At 60.2% G+C, this 17,440-nt stretch carries 20 protein-coding genes and 1 pseudogene; 4 read left to right on the forward strand and 17 right to left on the reverse strand.

The features are described from left to right. Window positions 1–19: 19 nt before the first annotated feature. From FHT71_RS07730 to FHT71_RS07785, 12 genes are all read right to left on the reverse strand, one after another. The gene (locus FHT71_RS07730; RefSeq protein WP_007797384.1) at window positions 20–430 is read right to left on the reverse strand and encodes a hypothetical protein; all 411 of its coding nucleotides are present in this window, start codon (window positions 428–430) and stop codon (window positions 20–22) included. 1 nt (window position 431) lies between these two features. Then, entirely contained in the window at window positions 432–2,012 is a 1,581-nt protein-coding gene (locus tag FHT71_RS07735) for a putative PEP-binding protein (protein ID WP_132589007.1), read from the reverse strand. Beyond that, entirely contained in the window at window positions 1,996–2,340 is a 345-nt protein-coding gene (locus tag FHT71_RS07740) for an HPr family phosphocarrier protein (RefSeq protein ID WP_132589008.1), read from the reverse strand. Before FHT71_RS07740 ends, FHT71_RS07735 begins: the two co-directional genes overlap by 17 nt. Then, complete coding sequence (gene dhaM / locus FHT71_RS07745; RefSeq protein ID WP_132589009.1) at window positions 2,340–2,738, reverse strand: dihydroxyacetone kinase phosphoryl donor subunit DhaM; 399 nt, start codon at window positions 2,736–2,738, stop codon at window positions 2,340–2,342. The genes FHT71_RS07740 and dhaM overlap by 1 nt, the downstream gene beginning before the upstream one ends. Beyond that, window positions 2,735–3,349 (reverse strand): dihydroxyacetone kinase subunit DhaL, encoded by a 615-nt coding sequence (gene dhaL / locus FHT71_RS07750; RefSeq protein WP_132589010.1) that lies wholly within the window; start codon window positions 3,347–3,349, stop codon window positions 2,735–2,737. Before dhaL ends, dhaM begins: the two co-directional genes overlap by 4 nt. A 26-nt stretch (window positions 3,350–3,375) precedes the next feature. Continuing rightward, on the reverse strand, window positions 3,376–5,016 hold the full coding sequence (locus tag FHT71_RS07755; protein ID WP_132589011.1) for a dihydroxyacetone kinase subunit DhaK: 1,641 nt from the start codon (window positions 5,014–5,016) through the stop codon (window positions 3,376–3,378). Window positions 5,017–5,064: 48 nt separating this feature from the next. Further along, on the reverse strand, window positions 5,065–6,072 hold the full coding sequence (locus tag FHT71_RS07760; protein WP_132589012.1) for an ABC transporter ATP-binding protein: 1,008 nt from the start codon (window positions 6,070–6,072) through the stop codon (window positions 5,065–5,067). Next, complete coding sequence (locus FHT71_RS07765; protein WP_132589013.1) at window positions 6,065–7,162, reverse strand: ABC transporter ATP-binding protein; 1,098 nt, start codon at window positions 7,160–7,162, stop codon at window positions 6,065–6,067. Before FHT71_RS07765 ends, FHT71_RS07760 begins: the two co-directional genes overlap by 8 nt. Window positions 7,163–7,165: 3 nt before the next feature. Continuing rightward, entirely contained in the window at window positions 7,166–7,378 is a 213-nt protein-coding gene (locus FHT71_RS07770) for a hypothetical protein (RefSeq protein WP_132589014.1), read from the reverse strand. After that, complete coding sequence (locus FHT71_RS07775) at window positions 7,375–8,328, reverse strand: carbohydrate ABC transporter permease (RefSeq protein WP_132589015.1); 954 nt, start codon at window positions 8,326–8,328, stop codon at window positions 7,375–7,377. Before FHT71_RS07775 ends, FHT71_RS07770 begins: the two co-directional genes overlap by 4 nt. Beyond that, the gene (locus FHT71_RS07780; RefSeq protein WP_183719422.1) at window positions 8,325–9,293 is read right to left on the reverse strand and encodes a sugar ABC transporter permease; all 969 of its coding nucleotides are present in this window, start codon (window positions 9,291–9,293) and stop codon (window positions 8,325–8,327) included. Before FHT71_RS07780 ends, FHT71_RS07775 begins: the two co-directional genes overlap by 4 nt. Before the next feature lie 101 nt (window positions 9,294–9,394). Further along, the gene (locus tag FHT71_RS07785) at window positions 9,395–10,720 is read right to left on the reverse strand and encodes an ABC transporter substrate-binding protein (RefSeq protein ID WP_132589017.1); all 1,326 of its coding nucleotides are present in this window, start codon (window positions 10,718–10,720) and stop codon (window positions 9,395–9,397) included. Window positions 10,721–10,981: 261 nt separating this feature from the next. On the opposite strand from FHT71_RS07785, the pseudogene FHT71_RS31475 reads away from it, so the two are divergent. From FHT71_RS31475 to FHT71_RS07805, 4 genes and pseudogenes are all read left to right on the forward strand, one after another. Then, window positions 10,982–11,173, forward strand: a pseudogene (locus tag FHT71_RS31475) (GntR family transcriptional regulator); the annotation flags it as partial. A 91-nt stretch (window positions 11,174–11,264) separates the two neighbouring features. Then, window positions 11,265–11,528: a PbsX family transcriptional regulator gene (locus FHT71_RS07795; RefSeq protein WP_132589018.1), complete on the forward strand. Its 264-nt coding sequence runs from the start codon at window positions 11,265–11,267 to the stop codon at window positions 11,526–11,528. Beyond that, window positions 11,528–11,890, forward strand: coding sequence for a type II toxin-antitoxin system PemK/MazF family toxin (locus tag FHT71_RS07800; protein WP_132589019.1), 363 nt, complete (start codon window positions 11,528–11,530; stop codon window positions 11,888–11,890). The genes FHT71_RS07795 and FHT71_RS07800 overlap by 1 nt, the downstream gene beginning before the upstream one ends. A 119-nt stretch (window positions 11,891–12,009) precedes the next feature. Further along, window positions 12,010–12,399 (forward strand): RidA family protein, encoded by a 390-nt coding sequence (locus FHT71_RS07805; RefSeq protein WP_132589020.1) that lies wholly within the window; start codon window positions 12,010–12,012, stop codon window positions 12,397–12,399. A gap of 18 nt (window positions 12,400–12,417) precedes the next feature. Here the strand turns inward: FHT71_RS07805 and FHT71_RS07810 are convergent, their stop codons facing one another. From FHT71_RS07810 to FHT71_RS07830, 5 genes are read right to left on the reverse strand one after another with little or no spacing between them, the layout of a single operon-like run. After that, on the reverse strand, window positions 12,418–12,999 hold the full coding sequence (locus tag FHT71_RS07810; protein ID WP_007788723.1) for an NAD(P)H-dependent oxidoreductase: 582 nt from the start codon (window positions 12,997–12,999) through the stop codon (window positions 12,418–12,420). After that, the gene (locus FHT71_RS07815) at window positions 12,996–14,405 is read right to left on the reverse strand and encodes an FAD-binding oxidoreductase (RefSeq protein WP_132589021.1); all 1,410 of its coding nucleotides are present in this window, start codon (window positions 14,403–14,405) and stop codon (window positions 12,996–12,998) included. Before FHT71_RS07815 ends, FHT71_RS07810 begins: the two co-directional genes overlap by 4 nt. A gap of 1 nt (window position 14,406) precedes the next feature. Beyond that, complete coding sequence (locus tag FHT71_RS07820; protein ID WP_132589022.1) at window positions 14,407–15,720, reverse strand: cytosine deaminase; 1,314 nt, start codon at window positions 15,718–15,720, stop codon at window positions 14,407–14,409. Continuing rightward, on the reverse strand, window positions 15,720–16,565 hold the full coding sequence (locus tag FHT71_RS07825) for an ABC transporter permease (RefSeq protein WP_132589023.1): 846 nt from the start codon (window positions 16,563–16,565) through the stop codon (window positions 15,720–15,722). Before FHT71_RS07825 ends, FHT71_RS07820 begins: the two co-directional genes overlap by 1 nt. After that, window positions 16,562–17,392 carry an ABC transporter ATP-binding protein gene (locus tag FHT71_RS07830; protein WP_132589024.1) on the reverse strand — a complete coding sequence of 277 codons (831 nt, stop codon included), beginning with the start codon at window positions 17,390–17,392 and terminating at the stop codon, window positions 16,562–16,564. Before FHT71_RS07830 ends, FHT71_RS07825 begins: the two co-directional genes overlap by 4 nt. Window positions 17,393–17,440: the final 48 nt, after the last annotated feature.

Raw genomic sequence — 17,440 nt, forward strand, 5'->3', positions numbered from 1 at the left:
ATGTGCCACAAGGGTTTGCTCAATCCGGCGGCCCGGAAATTGCGGCAATCTTCTGCACCAGATCGGCGATTGCTTCCTCCAGCAGCCGGTTGCGCCGCTCGTCGCCGAAATCAGGCACCATCAGTGAAAGGTGCCTCAGTTTTTCTAAGGCGCCAAGCTCCGGCAGTTTGCCCGGATGTGCGGCCTGGTAGGCGTCCAGAAAGCGCTCCTGTTCGGCGGCGCTGAAATGGCACACCCGGAAGATCGTCGCGAGATGCCGGGCAGGAAGAGGCGTCGCATAGGTCGGGCTTGTTATCTGCGTGACAAAGCTGCGATGCTTGCCGAGTTCCGTGGCCAGTCGCTGACGTGTTCCCGAAGGTCGGTTGTCGATGATCTGCGCCAGAATGGACTTATAGGCGATAATGGCGTCTTCGGTGTCTTCGCGCGCCATCTTATTCTCCGGCTGCCTTTGTCCCATCGGCGTTCAGACCGACGATTGCCGATCTTATCGCGGGAAGTCGAGCTGGCGCCACGGAAAAATGCCTGATGCCCGCGGCAAGCAGATCCGCGGTCCGGGAGGGGTCTGCGGCCATATCGCCGCAGATGCTAAGTGGCTTGCCGCCGGCAAGCTTGACAGCCTGGGTCAGCAGGCGCAGCAAGGCCGGCACTGCCTGGGCTTGGTACAGGGCGAAGTCGGCGTCCTCGCGTGGCGAAGCAACGAGGTATTGCGCGAGGTCGTTCGTACCGAACGAGAAGAAGTCCGCGCTTTCGAACGCATCCAGCATGAGCGCTGCGGCCGGGACCTCGACCATCATTCCGATCGGGGGAATGCGATTGAGCACGCCGCGGCGGGCAAGTTCGCTGGATTCTTCGCGATAGATCTGCCTGATGTCTTCGACTTCGGATGGGACCGTCACCATCGGCAGCATGATGCGAAGATTGCCGAAGACGGCTGCGCGCAAGAGTGCACGGGCTTGAACACGCGCAATCTCCGGCCGGGCAAGGAGAAGGCGGATGCCGCGCAGTGAGGACATCTCGGTGAGGCCGGAGAGCGGCTTGTCGCCGCCTATATCCAGCATGCGAATGGTTACCGACCGGCCGTCGGCCCAATCCAGGAGGCGACGGTAGATCGCGAATTGCTTTTCTTCGTTTGCAGCATCGCCGAGCGACATCACCGCGAATTCCGAGCGCATCAACCCGATGCCGGCGGTTGTCGCAGCCGGGATCGCATCGACGTCATCGGGCGCGTTGACGTTGATGGACAACAGTACCTGCAAACCGTCGGCCGTGCGCAGATTTCCGTTGTCGACTGTCGACACGGTGCTTGTCACGGGATGGTCGAATTGGGCCGGCGTTACCATCTCCTTGGCTGTCTGAAGGATGACGAGGCCTGAATCGCCATCAACCCCTATGTGTTGTCCTCCCTCTGTCGCGAAACGGCCGGCGCCAATAACCATCGGGACAGACCGGGATCTGGCAAGCAGGGCGACATGGCCGACCGCGCTGCCGGCATAAAGAGCGATACCGCCACCTGCCGACCAGTCATGTGCGAGGAAGCGACTGGGCTCCATGTCTTTTCCGACATAGATGGATCCGGCCGGAAAGTCGTCGACCGGCGTTCCAGTGAGGACCGACAGGACGCGATTCTTGATGTCGAGAATGTCGACGGCACGCGCCCGCAATTGGTCTTCGGCTGAGCACTCCAGTTCGCGGATGTATCCGTCGAGTGTCCCGACCCAGGCGAACGCCACGTTTTCGCCCTGATCGATGCGCGCGTCGGCCATCTCCGCTAACGTCGGATCTTGCAGCACTTCGATCTGAAACTCGATGATATCGCGGCTCTCGGGGTCTGTCCCGGTCGCAAGGTCCTGTAGTTCGCGGATGGCTGTGTTGATCGCGTCGGCGAGCTCGGCATGGTCAGAAACGCTTGATGGCAGTGACGCGGCAGCGGCGAGCGGCTCCGCGATATAGGCCGGCCCGGATGCGACGCCCGGAGACGCGCCTGTTGCTTTCAACCTAAGCGGTGCGGCCATGCTTCTTTTCCTCATCGAAGTTGCGCTCGATGAGGTCCTTCAATGCCTGGATTGCCTCTTCTGCGAGGATTCCGTCGGCGCGGATTTTCAGTATCGATCCCTTGCGGATCCTGGCGCCCATGATCTTGATGATGCTCTTGCCATTCAGCCAGACGTCGCTGCCATTGACCGCAACTTCGATCGAGCAGGGGAACGACTTTGCCAGTCGCGTGAATGTCACGGAAGGCCGGGCGTGTAATCCCACGCCGTGCTTCACTTCGACCTCCGTCTGGCAACTGGCGTGCACCTGTTCGGCCTCCCGGTTTCCTATGCGCAATCCGCCGCTCATCAGGGGGACAGCTCCTCTGCCGTCGCTACGACCTTGGCCAGCGATGCTCCGCCGGAGGCCTCCGCAGCGGCGATGACGGCGCCTTCCACCACTGGCGCATTGCAAATCAAGACGAGCTTGGCGCGCGGCAACCCCAGCATTTCGATGGCCATCTCGCTGTTGGTTTCGGCTCCGCCAAGATCGACGAAGACCGCGACACCTGCCTCTGACCAGGCCTCCTCGATGGCCTTCAGGATACCGCGGGCATCCGTGCCGAGTTCGCCTTGACTGTTGCCGCCCGACCAGGCGAGCGGCACGCTGTCGCCGACCATCTGCCGGACCATGTCGGCCGTGCCCCGCGCGACCAGCGCAGAGTGGGAGACGATCACGATCCCGACGTTTGGGGTCTTCACACTCATGCCGGGCGGTACTCCTCAAGGTAGCGGCAAATAGCGGTTGTCAGCAGAGCGCAGCTCGAGGCGCCCGGATCGACGTGGCCAATCGAACGCTCTCCGAGGTAGGATGCGCGGCCACGCATGGCCTTCATGGCGGCGGTAAGTGCGGCGGAAAGTTCTGCCTGCCGGACGATATCCGTCAATGGCGAACGGTGCGCAAGTGCATCCTGGACCGGATACAGCACGTCGAGGAGGGTCTTGTCTCCTGCGTGCGAACGGCCGCGGCGGGCAACGGCATCGATGGCCTGCTTCAACGCAGCGGAAAAATCCTGCTCCTGATCCGATTTGCGTAGCTCGCGCCCCATCTCCATCAGCAACGTTCCGTAGAGTGGACCGGCAGCGCCCCCTATGTTCATCACCAGTGTCAGACCGATTTTCTCCAGCGCGTCGGGCAAGGGGAGGCACGCGACCGTGGCCTCTTCGGCGCTAACTGCTTCACAGCCGCGCCGCATGTTGGTTCCGTGATCGCCGTCACCGATTGCGCGATCCAGGGCGCACAGATGATCGCTGTTTGCCGCAATCGTCGCACGGCAAGCTTCAATCAATCCCGCAAGGAGAACTGGTTCTGCCTGCATCTGTTGCCTCCCAGCACCGCGCCAGCTCATGCCAGCGCTGCGACCACTTCGAATACGTTTGCCACAGCGACAGCTCCCGGATCCGGCACGCCCTCCAGATCCCTCTCGCCGACGTAAGAGGCGCGGCCCGCCTTTGCCTTTCGCATTGCCTTTGTCGACTCGGCACCGGCTGCCGCAACCTTTGCTGCTCCGGCGACATTACCTGATGTTAAAACAGCAAGCGCCGGAGCCAGTGCGTCGACCATTGTACGGTCGCCGACACTGGCTCCGCCATAGAACGTCATCCGATCGAGCCCGGCAAGCAGGGCAGCAGCGATATCAGCCTTTTCCGCCATGGCCTTGGATGCGGCCGTGAAGAAGATCGAGAGCAGCACGCCGCTGGAGCCGCCCATGCTGGTGCTCAAGATCTCACCGACGGAGGCCATCAAGGCGGCGGGATCCTTCAGCGGCAGCGTGTCGATGCGCGAAAGAATACTGCGCGCGCCGGTCGCCACGGTGGAGCCCGTATCGCCATCGCCAACGCGGCTATCCAGGCGGTTCAGCTCGCTCTCGAGCGAAATCAGGTGCTCGCACACCGTCGTCAGAAAACGGCGATTGTGCTTGTCGTCACTGGCCGATGTCGCTCCGTTCCGCATGGACGGTCTTTGCGGCGCCGTAACGATGGCAATTTCGTGCCGTTCGGTGGCGGGCGGCCAGGCATGCGGCGCGACGGCGGCCTTCAGCGCAGCGTCGCGGTCAGCGTCCAGCCGGATCAGTGACAGGGAAAAGCCGTTCATGTTGAGTGCGGTCATCATAGGGGCCGGCCCAATGATCAGCCGAACGCGGCCGGCGATCGGTGACGATAGCACCGCATTGGCGATGACGCCCATTTCAAGCGGCGGCACAGCGCCGAGGTTGTTGATCAACAGCGCATGATCTCCTGTGTCACCGACCTTGCCGGCCAGCCGTTCGGTCATCGTCAAAACGAGGTCGGCAACAGGTTGCAGGGAAATGCGCTCGACACCGGGTTCGCCGTGGATGCCAAGTCCGAGCTCCCCTTCGTCGGCGCCAAGCCGATCTTCATGTGCCTGACCGGGCACGCTGCAGGTCGAAAGCGACATGCCGAGGGAAACGATGTCGCGCGCCGCTGCCGCCGCCTGTGCGGTGACCGTCTTCAGGTCGGCTCCGGCTTCGGCGTGATAACCGGCGATCTTGTGCACAAACAGGGTTCCGGCAACGCCGCGAGGCTGGTTGATGCCGGGGATCGCGATATCGTCGGCAACGATCACCATCTCGACAGCGAAGCCTTCGGCACGCGCCTTTTCGGCGGCGAGGCCAAAGTTCAGCCGGTCGCCCGTATAGTTCTTGACGATGAGCAGTGCACCCTTGGGCCCGGCCACGGCGCGGATTGCTGTCAGCACGGCATCGACACTGGGCGAGGCAAAGATCTCGCCGGATACGGCCGCGGTGAGCATGCCTTTGCCGACGAAGCCGGCATGCGAGGGCTCGTGTCCGGCTCCGCCGCCGGAGATGATTGCGACCTTCGATTTATCCCAGTCCGCGCGCAGGATCACCTTGATATCGGGGAAGGTATCCAGACGGGCAAGACGGCCCGCACTGCTTGTCAGGAGCAGGCCATCGAGGGCTTCGGTGACAATTGTTTCCCGGCGATTGAAGAAATGTTTCATGGAGAAAGACCCGTCTTTTATGCCAGTGCGGTTGTTTCGTTCGGTTGCTTATCCAAGGCGCTGGCCGCTGGCGTCGAAATAGAGCGGATCGCGTAGCGTCAGGCTCACCCGATCCCCCGGCCGGATCGCGAGATATGGATCGGCAAGTGTGACGAGCTTGTGGTCGCGGACCTTAATGTGAAGATGGTTCTGGTCGCCCAGGTGTTCGATCCAGTCGATCTTCGCATTGGCGTTCTGATCGATGATGATATCGAGATGCTCGGTTCGCGCGCCGATCGTCTTCGTTCCCGGTGGCGGATTGGCGCCAGGAAGAAGATCAGTTGGCAAGAGGTTGATGTGCGGCTGGCCAAGCCGCGCAGCGACATGAAGACTGGCGGGATTGCCGTAGATTTCGCGGGGCGTTCCGACCTGCAAGAGCCTTCCTTCCGCAACGATGCCGATCCGATCCGCCATGGTCATGGCTTCGACCTGGTCGTGGGTTACATAGAGCAGGGTCGAACCGAGCTCCTTCTGGATGCGCTTCAGTTCCAGGCGAAGTTCCGCGCGCAGTTTCGCATCGAGTGATGAGAGCGGTTCGTCCATCAGATAGATGGCGGGTTGGCGCACGAGCGCCCGGCCGATCGCAACGCGCTGCATTTCGCCGCCCGACAGACGCGTCGAACGGTTCTCCAGCTTGTGGTCGATCCTGACCATGCGGGCAATTTCCCGCACGCGGCGGTCGATCTCTTCGCTTGCGAGCTTGCGCACCGGCGCGCGCAGCGGAAAGGCAAGGTTGTCGTAAACCGTCATATGCGGATAGAGCGAATATTGCTGGAAGACGAATGCGACGTCCCTGTCGGCCGGAGCTTCGCCTGCGACGTTGCGGCCGCCGATCTCGATGCGGCCGCTGTCGGGGCGCTCCAGGCCGGCAATGAGGCGCAGCGTCGTCGTCTTGCCAGCACCGGTCGGCCCAAGCAGGACGACGAACTCGCCGTCGCGGATGGAGAGGTTGAGATCAGCGAGGGCCGGTGTCTCACCGAAGCGCTTGTTGAGGCCTTTGAGAACGACGTCAGCCATGCCGTGCCTCCGAGTAGAGTGCCGAAGCGATGGCGCGGCCTGACGTGCAGTCGAACAGTGCGAGCTTGGCCGGGTTGAACTCAAGACCAACCGTCTCGCCGATGCGGAAATTGCGGTTTGCCGGAACGCGGGCCTTGATGACGCCGCTCGACGTCTCGATTGCCACAACCTGATTGGTCCCGAGATATTCGCTGCCGTAGACTGCGCCGCGCAAAGGAGAGGTATCGCTGAAGCGAATATGTTCGGGCCTGACGCCGAGCGCCAATTCGGCTTCGGCCAGGTCCTGGTGCACTTCAGGAACGGTGACGTCGACGCCGTGAAGTGAGACCGATTGCGCGCCGGTCTGAAGGCCGGAGGTGAAGCGCATGAAATTCATCGGCGGCGAGCCTATGAAATCCGCGACATACATGGTGGCTGGCTTGCTGTAGATTTCCTGTGGCGTGCCGAATTGCTCGATGACACCATGGTTCATGACTGCGATCTTGTCGGCCATTGCCATCGCCTCGTGCTGATCATGCGTCACGTAAACCGTCGTCGCATGGATGCGGTTATGCAGTTCGCGCAGTTCGTGAACCATGACTTCGCGGAATTCCGCGTCGAGCGTGCCAAGCGGCTCGTCCATCAGGAAGCATTTCGGGCGGCGCACGATCGCGCGCCCGAGAGCCACGCGCTGGCGGTCACCGCCGGCAAGTCCGGAGACGGATCGCTCAAGGATATGATCGATCTGCAGCAACCGCGCGGTTTCCTCGACACGCTTGCGGATCTCAGCCTTCCGCATGCCTTGCGAGAGCAGGGGAAAGCCGATGTTCTTGCGCACGTTCATATGCGGATAGAGCGCAAAAAGCTGGAACACGAAGGCTATGTCGCGGGCACTGGCGCGATTGAAGGTGACGTCTTCGCCGTCAAGATAAATCTTGCCGCTGGTCGGCAGTTCAAGTCCGGCAATCATGCGAAGTGTCGTCGTCTTGCCGCAGCCGGACGGTCCGAGCAGCGCCAGGAACTCGCCGTCATGAATGATGAAGCTTGAATCCTCGACGGCGACGAAGCTGCCGAACTGCTTGCGGAGGTTTTCGATCCTGATGTCTGCCATGGCTCACTCCGGAAACTTCGAGACGATGATGAACATGGCCGTGCCCGCGAGCAACGTCACCAGCGAGTAGGTGTAAAGCACCAGCAGGAATGGCTGGAAGAGCATCAGGAAGCCGATGGCGATCAACGCGGTCGCAATGTTCTCCATCGGCCCGCGGCGCAGGAAGAAGGGGCGCTTCGGGCGCAATGGGCGCGGGGTGTCGGTAAGATGGGTCATTTGCGGACCGCTCCGAAGGTGATGCCACGCAAGAGCTGCTTGCGCAGGAGAATGGTAAAGACGAGGATCGGGATCAGGAAGATCGTTGTTCCCGCAGCGACAGCGGGCCAATCCTGACCGCCTTCGCCGATGATGGTCGGGATAAACGGCGGCGCCGTCTGGGCTTCGCCCGAGGTCAGCAGTGCTGCGAAGGCATACTCGTTCCAGGCAAAGATGAGGCAGAAAATCGCGGTGGCGGCGATGCCGGTGGTTGCCTGCGGCAGGACAACTTTCCAGAAGGCCTGCAGCCGGGTGTAGCCGTCGATCATTGCGGCTTCCTCGTATTCGCGCGGGATCTCGTCGATGAAGCCTTTGAGCAACCAGACGGCGAGCGAAACGTTGACCGCCGTGTAAAGCAGGATCATGCCAAGCGCTGTGTCGGAAAGGCCAAGCTCGCGGTACATGAGATAGATCGGGATTGCGACGGCAATGGGCGGCATCATGCGCGTCGACAGGATGAAGAACAGAAGGTCGTCGGCAAGCGGCACCCTGAAACGGGAGAAACCGTAGGCGGCCAGCGTCCCCAACGATACGGCCAGAAACGTCGAGCCGAAGGCAATCACCAGAGAATTGGCAAAACGCGGCAGGAAATTCGAGGAGCCGGCGATCACCATATTTCGCTTACGGGTCACCTCATCGCAGGTACCGGTCGGTGCGGGCAGGGAGGCGATGTATTCCGGCGTCTGGCGTGTTCTCGTCGTCAGAAGGTTGCAATAGCCTTCCAGCGTCGGCGTGAAGACGATCTTCGGAGGATAGCTGATGGAGTCCGGCGGAGATTTGATGCTGGTCAGGAAAATCCAGACGAGCGGGATCATCGTGATCAGGGCGTAGAGGATCACGATGGCGCCGGCGATGCGCTTGCTGGCCAGGCTCGGTTCAACGACCGAATGGGCTGAGGTAACCGAGCTCATCTTTGCTTCACCTTGTTGAGCGCTTTGACGTAAATATTCGCAAGACCGAACACGGCCACGAAGAGGATGATGGCGAAGGCCGACGCACGGCCCGTTGCCCAGCTCTCAAAGGCGGCCCGCTTCAAGGTGATGGAGGCGACCTCAGTGGTCGAGCCTGGGCCGCCACCCGTCAATAGTGTGACCATGTCGAACATCTTGAAATTCTCGATGCCGCGAAACAGCACGGCGAGCATGATGAAGGGCAGGGCCATCGGCACGGTGATCGACCAGAATTGCCGCCATGCGGAGGCGCGGTCGACCTCTGCCGCCTCATAGATATAGTCAGGGATCGAGCGCAAACCTGCCAGGCAGATCAGCATGACATACGGCGTCCACATCCAGGTATCGACGATGATGATCGCCCAGGGCGCCAGTGAGACGCTGCCGAGCATCTGGATGTCGGCCGTCGGGATGCCGGTGACGAGGGAAACGGCGTAGGCGAAAAGACCGATCTGCGGCTCATAGAGAAAGCGCCAGAAGTTGCCGACGACGGCCGGAGACAGCATCATCGGGATCAGGATCAGCGTCGTCCAGAACGCGTGGCCGCGAAACTTGCGGTCGATAAGATAAGCGAGCGTAAAGCCGATCACCGTTTGAAGCAGAATTGTCCAGAACACGAAGTGTGCCGTCGTCTGCATGGCCTGCCAGATATCGGGGTCGGTGAGGACGCGCTCGTAATTGCTCAGTCCGACGTTCTGGACCGGCGCATTTGGACGGTTGGCCCGGTAGTTCGTGAACGAGAGATAAATCGCCCAGATGAGCGGGAAGATGTTGATGGCGAGAAGCAGGACGATGGTGGGGGCGATAAACACCCAGGCGATGGCTCGATCGGATAGTCCGCGGACACGGTGAACGACCGATGTTGGCGTCGCCCTTGCAGTCGCGTCTGCTGCCTTCTCGACGATGGAGGAAGAGGAAATGTTCAACATGTCACCTGGTCTTTTCGTATGTGAGACAGGTGGCGGCCCGGCAGTCTTGGCGATCCGGGCCGCCATTCTGGCAAGAATGTTGTACGTCCAGCCGGACACTAGATCTTGCCGTCGTCCTTGAAGACCTCGGTCCAATCCTTCACCAGGCCATCAAGCGCGTCTTGAGCCGTGCCGTTGCCGGCCACCACATAGTTATGAACGCGCTTCTGCATGTCCTGGAGGAGGGTTGCGTAGCTCGGCTCTGCCCAGAAATCCTTGACGATTGCCATGGAGTCCAAGAACGCCTGAGCATAGGGCTGGCTGGACGCGAAGTCCGGGGCGTTCACGACCGATTTCAGGCAGGAGTAGCCGCCAAGTTGCCACCATTTGGCCTGGACTTCAGGCTGGGCGAACCACTTGATGTACTGAAGGGCGGCGTCCTTCTTGTCGGAGTAGGAGACGACCGAGATGCCCTGTCCGCCGAGCTGAGCGAAGTGTTTCTTTTCAGCGGGGTTTGGGAAGAAGCCGATCTTGTCGCCGCCGACCTTCTCGTCCTTGTAGAGGCCCGGCCAAGTGAAGGCGAAGTTCATCTGCATGGCGACCTGGCCGGATTTGAAGGCGTCGGCTGACTCAACCATGTAGACGTTGGAGCTGCCAGGCGGCGTGCAGCAATCATAAAGCGCCTTGTAGAATTCCAGACCTTTCACCGCATCGGGCGAATTGACGAAGCCTTCCATTTCATAGGGTTTGTCCGGGTTGTCGTACAGAAAACCCCAGTCGTAGAGCACGTTCGTCACGCCCATCGTGATGCCTTCGGAGCCGCGCTCGGTGTAGATCGAAGCGCCGTAGACGGTCTTGCCATCGATTTCCCGCTTCTGGAAGAACTCGGCGATCTGCTTCAGTTCGTCGTAGGTCTTCGGCGCGGCGAGATCCCGGCCATATTTTTCCTTGAATTCCTTTTGCAACTCCGGCCGCTCGAACCAGTCCTTGCGGTAGGTCCAGCCGACGACGTCGCCCATCGCAGGCAGCGCCCAGTAGTTCGGCGTATTCTTCGGCCATTCGGAATAGCCCACGACCGTCGCTGGCACGAAGTCATCCATCTTGATGCCTTCCTTGTCGAAGAAGTCGTTGAGCTTGACGTAGTGGCCGTTCTCAGCCGAGCCGCCGATCCACTGGCTGTCGCCGATGATGAGGTCGCAGAGTTTTCCGTGGGAGTTCAGTTCGTTGAGGAAGCGATCCGCGTAGCTCGTCCAGGGCACGAACTCGAACTTCATGTCCGTACCGGTCTTGGCGGTGAAATCTTTCGAGAGCTCGACAAGTGCGTTCGCCGGGTCCCAAGCCGCCCAGCAGAGTGTCAGTTGGTCGGCTTTTGCGAGATTGGGCAGCGCTGACGACATGATGAATGCCGAGGCCAGCCCGAGAAGGGCTTTCGATTTCGTTTGCATACGTTCCTCCCAGAACCAAGGCCGGCTCCCCGCCGGCCGCGCAAGTCCACCCATTTCAGAGAATGCCTACATGAACTCCTCAACTCTCATGTTTAGCAATATGTTTAGTAATAGCTATTTTTATAAACATTGCAAGTGACAATCGTTGCTGCGCTGCACATCAGTACAGGACAGACTTCGAAGTCTCCTGGACACCGATCCGGGAAGCGCTGCGCGAAGTCGGCGCCATGGCGCGGTTGACCGTGAGCCGACGCAGACCCTGCACGATTGGTGCCGTTGCGTTGCGCGCAATTCAGCTTGCCGGGCGCCTTGCCCGATCCTATGATGAACACAACGACTGACGAGCACAACGACATCGTAATGGCGATCATGCGGGGGGATGGTGCGGCAGCTAGCCAGGCCGCGTATTCCCACGTTGCGATCGTTAGCGATGCCGGTATCGTTTTTGCATCAACCAAAAACGTCGTGGCGAGAAACTCCACCCCAGCCCCTTGTCCAGCTCAACGAATGTGCTATTTATGTAGCACAAACGAGAGGTGCCTAGATGACCAACACAGCAAAGATTCGCCGCCAGGGCGGCGCGACTGTATTTAGCATTCCTCCCGCGCTATTGAAAATGCTCGGAGTTGAAGTTGGCGCGGAGTTGACCTTGGTCGTTAATAATGGGGCTCTTGTTGCAACGCCGACTAAGACGAAGAAGAGATATACGTTGGCCGAGCTGCTTGAAGGGGCAGACGAAATGGCTGCGCTGAACAAGAAGGCTGCCTCCTGGAATGCTAGCTCGCCTGTCGGTAACGAAGTGTTCTGATGGTTCGTAGCAACGTTCCGAAGCGTGGTGACGTCTTTCTCGTCGATCTAAATCCAGTCGTAGGGAACGAAATGAAGGATGATCATCGATGCGTCGTCGTGATCAGCCCTCGTGAAATTAACGTCGTTGGAATGTGCCTCACCGTCCCTATTACCACGGGAGGTGCGTTCACTCGCAAAGCTGGGCTGGCTGTCAATATCTCAGGTCACAAGACGACCGGGGTCGCTCTTTGCAATCAAGTGAGAGCACTCGACATCATGGAGCGTGTGAGACTTAAAACCGCTCGGCTTGTTGACACGCTGGACGCGCCCACGACCGACGAGATCGTTGCCAGAGTGGTCAGCATAATTGATCCCGCTTAACCGTGTCATCGACGGTTCGAAGGACGCGCTGTGATCCGGTGGCATTTGGTACATTCTGCAACAAGGATTGATTCCTATCCGTTCCGGGATTGCAACATTTTGTTTCGCATGGATTTTTTATGAAAAACGCATTCAATCCGCCATCGGTCCGCAAGCCCTTCGGGAACTATAATCATGGCCTGCTCGTGCCCCCAGGCGCGTCGCTTCTCGTCACCTCAGGTCAACTCGGGATCGGCGTTGATGATACGATCCCCGATGATGCGACCGCTCAGGCCGAGCTTTGTTTCGAGGCGATCGATGCGATCCTGAAAGAGGCGGGCATGACCTTCGCGGACGTCATACGCATCTCTGGCTTCGTCACAAGGAGGGAAGACTTCCCGGCCTATATGGCGGTGCGCGATCGCTATACGCTTGACCCCAAACCGGTTTCGACGCTCATCATCGTCGGCGGGTTTACGCGGCCGGAGTTTCTGGTCGAAGTCGAGGTAACGGCAGCCAAGGTCGTTTGATCGGAGTGGGTTGTCGTATCAGAACCGCTCCATCGCGGTCTTCACTTTGCTGAGAAAAGCCGCCCGCGTCTGATCGGTGCAGTTGTTCATGTCGTAATGCGCCAGAAAGGTCACCGGTCTCATTGGATTGATCTGCGCACGCAGCACGCGCTTGACGATCTTCTTTGGGGGATCGCCGGCAACAAAAGCCCGGAAAGGCGTTGCGCCATAGGTCAGCACTGCACCGAGCTTGCGGATATGGCGCAGTCGCGATTCCACCTTGCCGTTGACGAGTTCGAAGGAAACGCCAGGTAGCCAGACGCGATCGAAATAGCCCTTCAGGATTGCGGGGAAGCCGAAGTTCCAGACCGGTGTGACGATCACCAGCCCCTGCGCTAGCTTCAGCCGATCGACATGATCCTTCACCAGCTCCGTATTCTGGGGGTAGTCGTGGTAAACCATTCTGTCACGGCGGGAGAGCACGGGGTCGAAGTTCTCCGCGTAGAGATTGCAGTCATCGACCTCGTGTCCTGCCGTCTTCAAGCTTTCCAACGTTTGCTGGTAGAGCGCGTTGCCATAGCTTGACTCCACCGGATGCGAATGAAGGATGAGAACTCTCATGTGGCCTCCATCACGGCGGCAAGTCCAGGGAACAGGTAGTTCTCGCCCGATGAGAAGTCGAAGTTCGGATTCTCCCAGGCGATCATCTTGCCGGGATTGAGCAGCCCCTGCGGATCCGTCTCATGCTTGAAGGCAAGCTGAACCTTGTCCGTCTGCTTCATGCCGCCTTCCTCCAGCGTGTAGCGATGCGGGTTGAAGATCGGGCAACCATGGTCCTGATGGATCTTGATGATCTCCTCCAGCCGCTCCTCGGTCGTGTAGCGCACCAAGGGGAGACCGGAGCACTGGATCTGACCGTCGAACTTGATGAATTCGAGATGGCCGGGCACCTCGTCGCCGAAGATTTCGACCATCTTGGCAACCTTCGCCACATGGTCCGGCCCGGGGTATTGGACCTGCAAGTAGGTAAAGGCCGGATCGACCTTCAGCGCTCGCAGCGTCGTATGGTTCCACGCGAGTTCATAGGCATGTGGAATGCCCTTCATGCTCTCGACCTTGTCGGAACGGAAAATGATCTCGCCCTTCTGGGCCGCGGTAAAGGCGTTAAACGCATCCATCGAGTGCGGGGCGACCATCAGCACCACAACCGACTGGCCCTGGCGAATGTAGGATTTATGACGGGCAAAGTAATCGTGTGGAATCGGTGCCGCGATCGGTGCGATTTCCTTGACGAGAATGCCGTTGCATTTTGCAAGAGCATCCGAGTAGCGCACTGCCGCCATGAAGTCGTCGTAGCCGACCAGCACGTCGACCCAATCGTATGCTGGTGCAAGCGGCATCTCGATTTCCGTGATGATGCCGTTGGTGCCGTAGGCGTGGCTGACCTTCTGCAGATCCCAACCGGTGAGATCGAGCACCCGCGGCTCTTTCTCCATGGTGACGACGCGCAGCCGGATGATGTTGCCGATATCGCGAAGTCCACCCCAGGTGATCGACCCGACGCCGCCCGAACCGCCGGCAATGAAACCGCCGATCGTTGCCGTCTGCGCTGTCGAGGGATGAAAGCGAAGTTCCTGGCCTGAATGGGCCTTGGTCTGCTTGTCGAGTTGGGCAATTACAATGCCGGGCTCGCAGATCACCCGGCCAGGATGGATCTCCTTGATCTTGTCCATGGCGGCAAGGTTGAGCACGATCCCACCGGAGAGCGGCATGGCCTGACCGTAATTGCCGGTGCCGGCGCCCCGTGGCGTTACCGGAACACCATGCGCGAAGGCGACTTTGAGGGTCTGGATCACCTCGGCTTCGTTCTTGGGTGTCACGACAAGATCGGCGGTAACGCCATCGAGCTGCGCCTTCAGGATCGGCGAGTACCAGTAGAAATCGCGGCTCTTCTGGCGCACCAGCGCCGGATTGTCCTCGACGGCGATGCCTTCGAGTTCCTTTTTGATCCTTTGATAATCCGGCATGTCAGGCTCCAACGACGCTATCGAGTTCACGGTAATCCGGCAGGCTGCGGTCGATGACCTTGCCGCGGCGAAGCACAACGCGGTCAGACTGCGGACGGGAAAGAAATTCGCTCCAGCGACGGGCACTGAAGAGGACGAGATCGGCAGGCCTGCCGGCACCGATGCGGCCCATATCAGAGTGTCCGACAATGTCGGCGGGCGAGGTGGTTACGACGCGTGCGGCCGTATCGAGCGGATGGTCGAGGTGAAGAATGCGCACGGCTTCGCGGAACACCTCGACCGCATCGAGGTCGCCATAGGCGTAGAACGGATCACGCGTATTGTCGGATGCGACTGCCGTGGCGACACCGGCAGCTGCCAGCTCCTTGAACAGCGTCACGCCCCGCCAGCGGGGCGTGCGGTTGGGATAGCGATCCTGCAGGTAGGCATTGCACATCGGCAGCGAGATGATCGAGATGCCGGCTTTGGCGACCAGCTCTACGGTGCGCTTAGCGATCCCATCGTCTTGTCTTGCAAGCGAGCAGCAGTGGCCGGCCGTCACCTTGCCGGCGAACCGGTTCCGCAAAACGGCCTCGGCGATCGCCTTCAAGGTCTCCGCACCGGGGTCATCCGTCTCGTCGACATGAAGATCGACGTCGAGGCCGTTCTGCGCGGCCGCATGAAGGAGCGTATCAAGCTGCCACGCGAGGTTCGGCCCCATCTTGGTGACGCCGCCGATCAGGCTGCCGGAATTGCGCACGACCGCGACGAGATCGGCGAAGTAGGCCTCGTCCAGCATATCGTCCATCGCAAAGAGGGCGACAGCCTGCAGTGTGATCTTGTCCTTCCAGGATTCCCGCATCTCGGAAAAGACGTCGAAGGACACGCGATGCTGAGGGGAGGCCGAATCCAGGTGCGTGCGGATCAGGCTCGTGCCGTGCGCGTAGGCAGACCGAAGTGAGAATTCCATTCGTTTGCGCACATCATCAGCCGACCAATGCGCCTCGCGATCGGCACCGACCGCCTGCAGCGCACCCATGAATGTTCCATCCGGATTGCTGCTGCGTCCCCAGATATGCCCCTTGTCGAGGTGCGTGTGGACATCGGCAAAGCATGGCCAGACCATCCCCTCACGCAAGTCGGATTTTGCGAATTCCGGTGGCGCACTGCCGGCCGGCAGGATCATCGAAACAAGACCGTTTTCGATGACGATATCGGCTCGCACAAGGCCTTCATTGGCTGGCGCATCAAAGCCTTCGACGGCAACGGCGGGCAGCGTCGCATTGCTCAGCACGAAGCGACCGGCGTTCGGAGGCGACATGAAGGAGTATGTCATCAGTTTTCCCGCTTGAGGCTGCTCTCATGCCAGCGATGCAGGCTGAGCCAGGAGATGAAGGAGGTGACCGCGAAGATCGCCACTCCAAGCAGCGAGAGCATCAGCAGGGCGGCGAAGAGACGGGGGATGTTCATGCGGTACTGTGCTTCCAGAAGGCGGAAGGCAAGGCCGGAGCCGGCACCGGCCGAACCCGCAGCAAACTCGGCAACGACGGCGGCAATCAGCGCCAGACCTCCACCGATGCGCAGACCCGTCATGAAATAGGGCTGTGCCGCCGGCAGCTTGAGGTAGAGCAGCGTCTGCCAGCGGGAGGCACCATAGAGCTCGAACAGGTTGATCAGATTATGATCCACGCTCTTCAGGCCCTGCACCATGTTGGAAAGGATCGGGAAGAAGGCGACGAGAAAGGCGCAGATGAGCAGCGCCACCTGTGTCGACGGTGCATAGATCAGGATCAGCGGCGAGATCGCGACAATGGGCGTGACCTGCAGGATGACGGCCAGCGGGTAAAAGGCGATCTCGATCCACCGTGACTGCACGAGGAAGATGGCAAAGCCGACCCCGCCGACGAGCGCCAGCATCAGTGACATGAAGGTGATTTTCGTTGTTACCCAGAGCGCGGGCGCAAGCGTTGCCCAGTCGCTGACGAAGGCGGAGGCCACCGCGCCTGGGCCAGGAAGAATGTAAGGTGCCACGCCGGAAAGCTTGACGTACAGCCCCCAGACGAGGACGAGGACTGCGACGGTTACGAACGGCACCACAATCCGCAGCGCAAGTTCGCGCCGCTTTGCCGTCATCGGAGTTGACAATGATGGCGCCGGCTGATCGGCAATATCCGTGCTCATCCATTCTCCTTTGCGGCATTGATGGCCCCGATCAGCGAGCGCGACACGGTCTCGCAAGCCTGGCGATACTCCTCGGACGTCCGGTAATAGGCGTCCCGCTTAAGGCTGGTGACAAGCGGCAGATCGGCATGGACCCGTCCCGGCCGCGCCTTCATGACAACGATGCGGTTCGAGAGATAGGCGGACTCGAACACCGAGTGGGTGACGAAAATCACCGTGATGCCCGTCTCCTTCCACAGGCGCAGCACGTCGTCGTTCAGTTTCTGGCGCGTGATCTCGTCGAGGGCCGCAAACGGCTCGTCCATCAGCAACAGCTTCGGCTTGGTGACCAATGCACGCGCGATGGATACGCGCATCTTCATGCCGCCGGAGAGCTCGCGCGGATAGGCTTCGGCAAAGTCCTGCAGACCGACCGTCGTCAGGGCCTTCATGATCTCTTCGCGCGCTGCAGCCTTCGAGATACCGCGAAGTTTCAGCGGAAGATGGACATTGCCGAACACATTCTTCCACGGCATCAGCGTCGGTTCTTGAAAGACGAAGCTGATATCGCCTTCCGGCAGACCTTTTGCGTTGATGCGGGAACTTGGCCAGTCGATGGTCCCGGAAGAGATGTCGCCAAGGCCTGCGATAATGCGCAGTGCCGTCGATTTGCCGCACCCGGAAGGTCCGAGCAGGCTGATGAATTCGCCGCCTTCGACCGTCAATGACATGCCCGACAAGGCAACCGTGCCGCTGGAGAAGACCTTTGAGACCGATTGCATCGAGACAAGCGGTCTCCTGCGCGCGTCCTTGTTCACCGGGATCTTTGCTGAGGCTTCTAGAGGCATCGCCTGTCTCTTTTCATGAGGGGTCCGGCTTTGCCGCCGGGAGCGGCA

Origin of the sequence: Rhizobium sp. BK060 (genome assembly GCF_014193145.1) — a bacterium.
In the GTDB taxonomy this organism is placed as follows: Bacteria; Pseudomonadota; Alphaproteobacteria; order Rhizobiales; family Rhizobiaceae; genus Rhizobium.

Bases quoted from the DNA above. Each gene is read 5' to 3' on its own strand.
- FHT71_RS07830 (WP_132589024.1), bottom strand. From the start codon at position 17,392: ATGCCTCTAGAAGCCTCAGCAAAGATCCCGGTGAACAAGGACGCGCGC.
- FHT71_RS07820 (WP_132589022.1), bottom strand. From the start codon at position 15,720: ATGACATACTCCTTCATGTCGCCTCCGAACGCCGGTCGCTTCGTGCTG.
- FHT71_RS07730 (WP_007797384.1), bottom strand. From the start codon at position 430: ATGGCGCGCGAAGACACCGAAGACGCCATTATCGCCTATAAGTCCATT.
- FHT71_RS07740 (WP_132589008.1), bottom strand. From the start codon at position 2,340: ATGAGCGGCGGATTGCGCATAGGAAACCGGGAGGCCGAACAGGTGCAC.
- FHT71_RS07755 (WP_132589011.1), bottom strand. From the start codon at position 5,016: ATGAAACATTTCTTCAATCGCCGGGAAACAATTGTCACCGAAGCCCTC.
- FHT71_RS07770 (WP_132589014.1), bottom strand. From the start codon at position 7,378: ATGACCCATCTTACCGACACCCCGCGCCCATTGCGCCCGAAGCGCCCC.
- FHT71_RS07810 (WP_007788723.1), bottom strand. From the start codon at position 12,999: ATGAGAGTTCTCATCCTTCATTCGCATCCGGTGGAGTCAAGCTATGGC.
- dhaL (WP_132589010.1), bottom strand. From the start codon at position 3,349: ATGCAGGCAGAACCAGTTCTCCTTGCGGGATTGATTGAAGCTTGCCGT.
- FHT71_RS07760 (WP_132589012.1), bottom strand. From the start codon at position 6,072: ATGGCTGACGTCGTTCTCAAAGGCCTCAACAAGCGCTTCGGTGAGACA.
- FHT71_RS07825 (WP_132589023.1), bottom strand. From the start codon at position 16,565: ATGAGCACGGATATTGCCGATCAGCCGGCGCCATCATTGTCAACTCCG.
- FHT71_RS07775 (WP_132589015.1), bottom strand. From the start codon at position 8,328: ATGAGCTCGGTTACCTCAGCCCATTCGGTCGTTGAACCGAGCCTGGCC.
- FHT71_RS07765 (WP_132589013.1), bottom strand. From the start codon at position 7,162: ATGGCAGACATCAGGATCGAAAACCTCCGCAAGCAGTTCGGCAGCTTC.
- FHT71_RS07795 (WP_132589018.1), top strand. From the start codon at position 11,265: ATGACCAACACAGCAAAGATTCGCCGCCAGGGCGGCGCGACTGTATTT.
- FHT71_RS07805 (WP_132589020.1), top strand. From the start codon at position 12,010: ATGAAAAACGCATTCAATCCGCCATCGGTCCGCAAGCCCTTCGGGAAC.
- FHT71_RS07800 (WP_132589019.1), top strand. From the start codon at position 11,528: ATGGTTCGTAGCAACGTTCCGAAGCGTGGTGACGTCTTTCTCGTCGAT.
- dhaM (WP_132589009.1), bottom strand. From the start codon at position 2,738: ATGAGTGTGAAGACCCCAAACGTCGGGATCGTGATCGTCTCCCACTCT.
- FHT71_RS07815 (WP_132589021.1), bottom strand. From the start codon at position 14,405: ATGCCGGATTATCAAAGGATCAAAAAGGAACTCGAAGGCATCGCCGTC.
- FHT71_RS07785 (WP_132589017.1), bottom strand. From the start codon at position 10,720: ATGCAAACGAAATCGAAAGCCCTTCTCGGGCTGGCCTCGGCATTCATC.
- FHT71_RS07735 (WP_132589007.1), bottom strand. From the start codon at position 2,012: ATGGCCGCACCGCTTAGGTTGAAAGCAACAGGCGCGTCTCCGGGCGTC.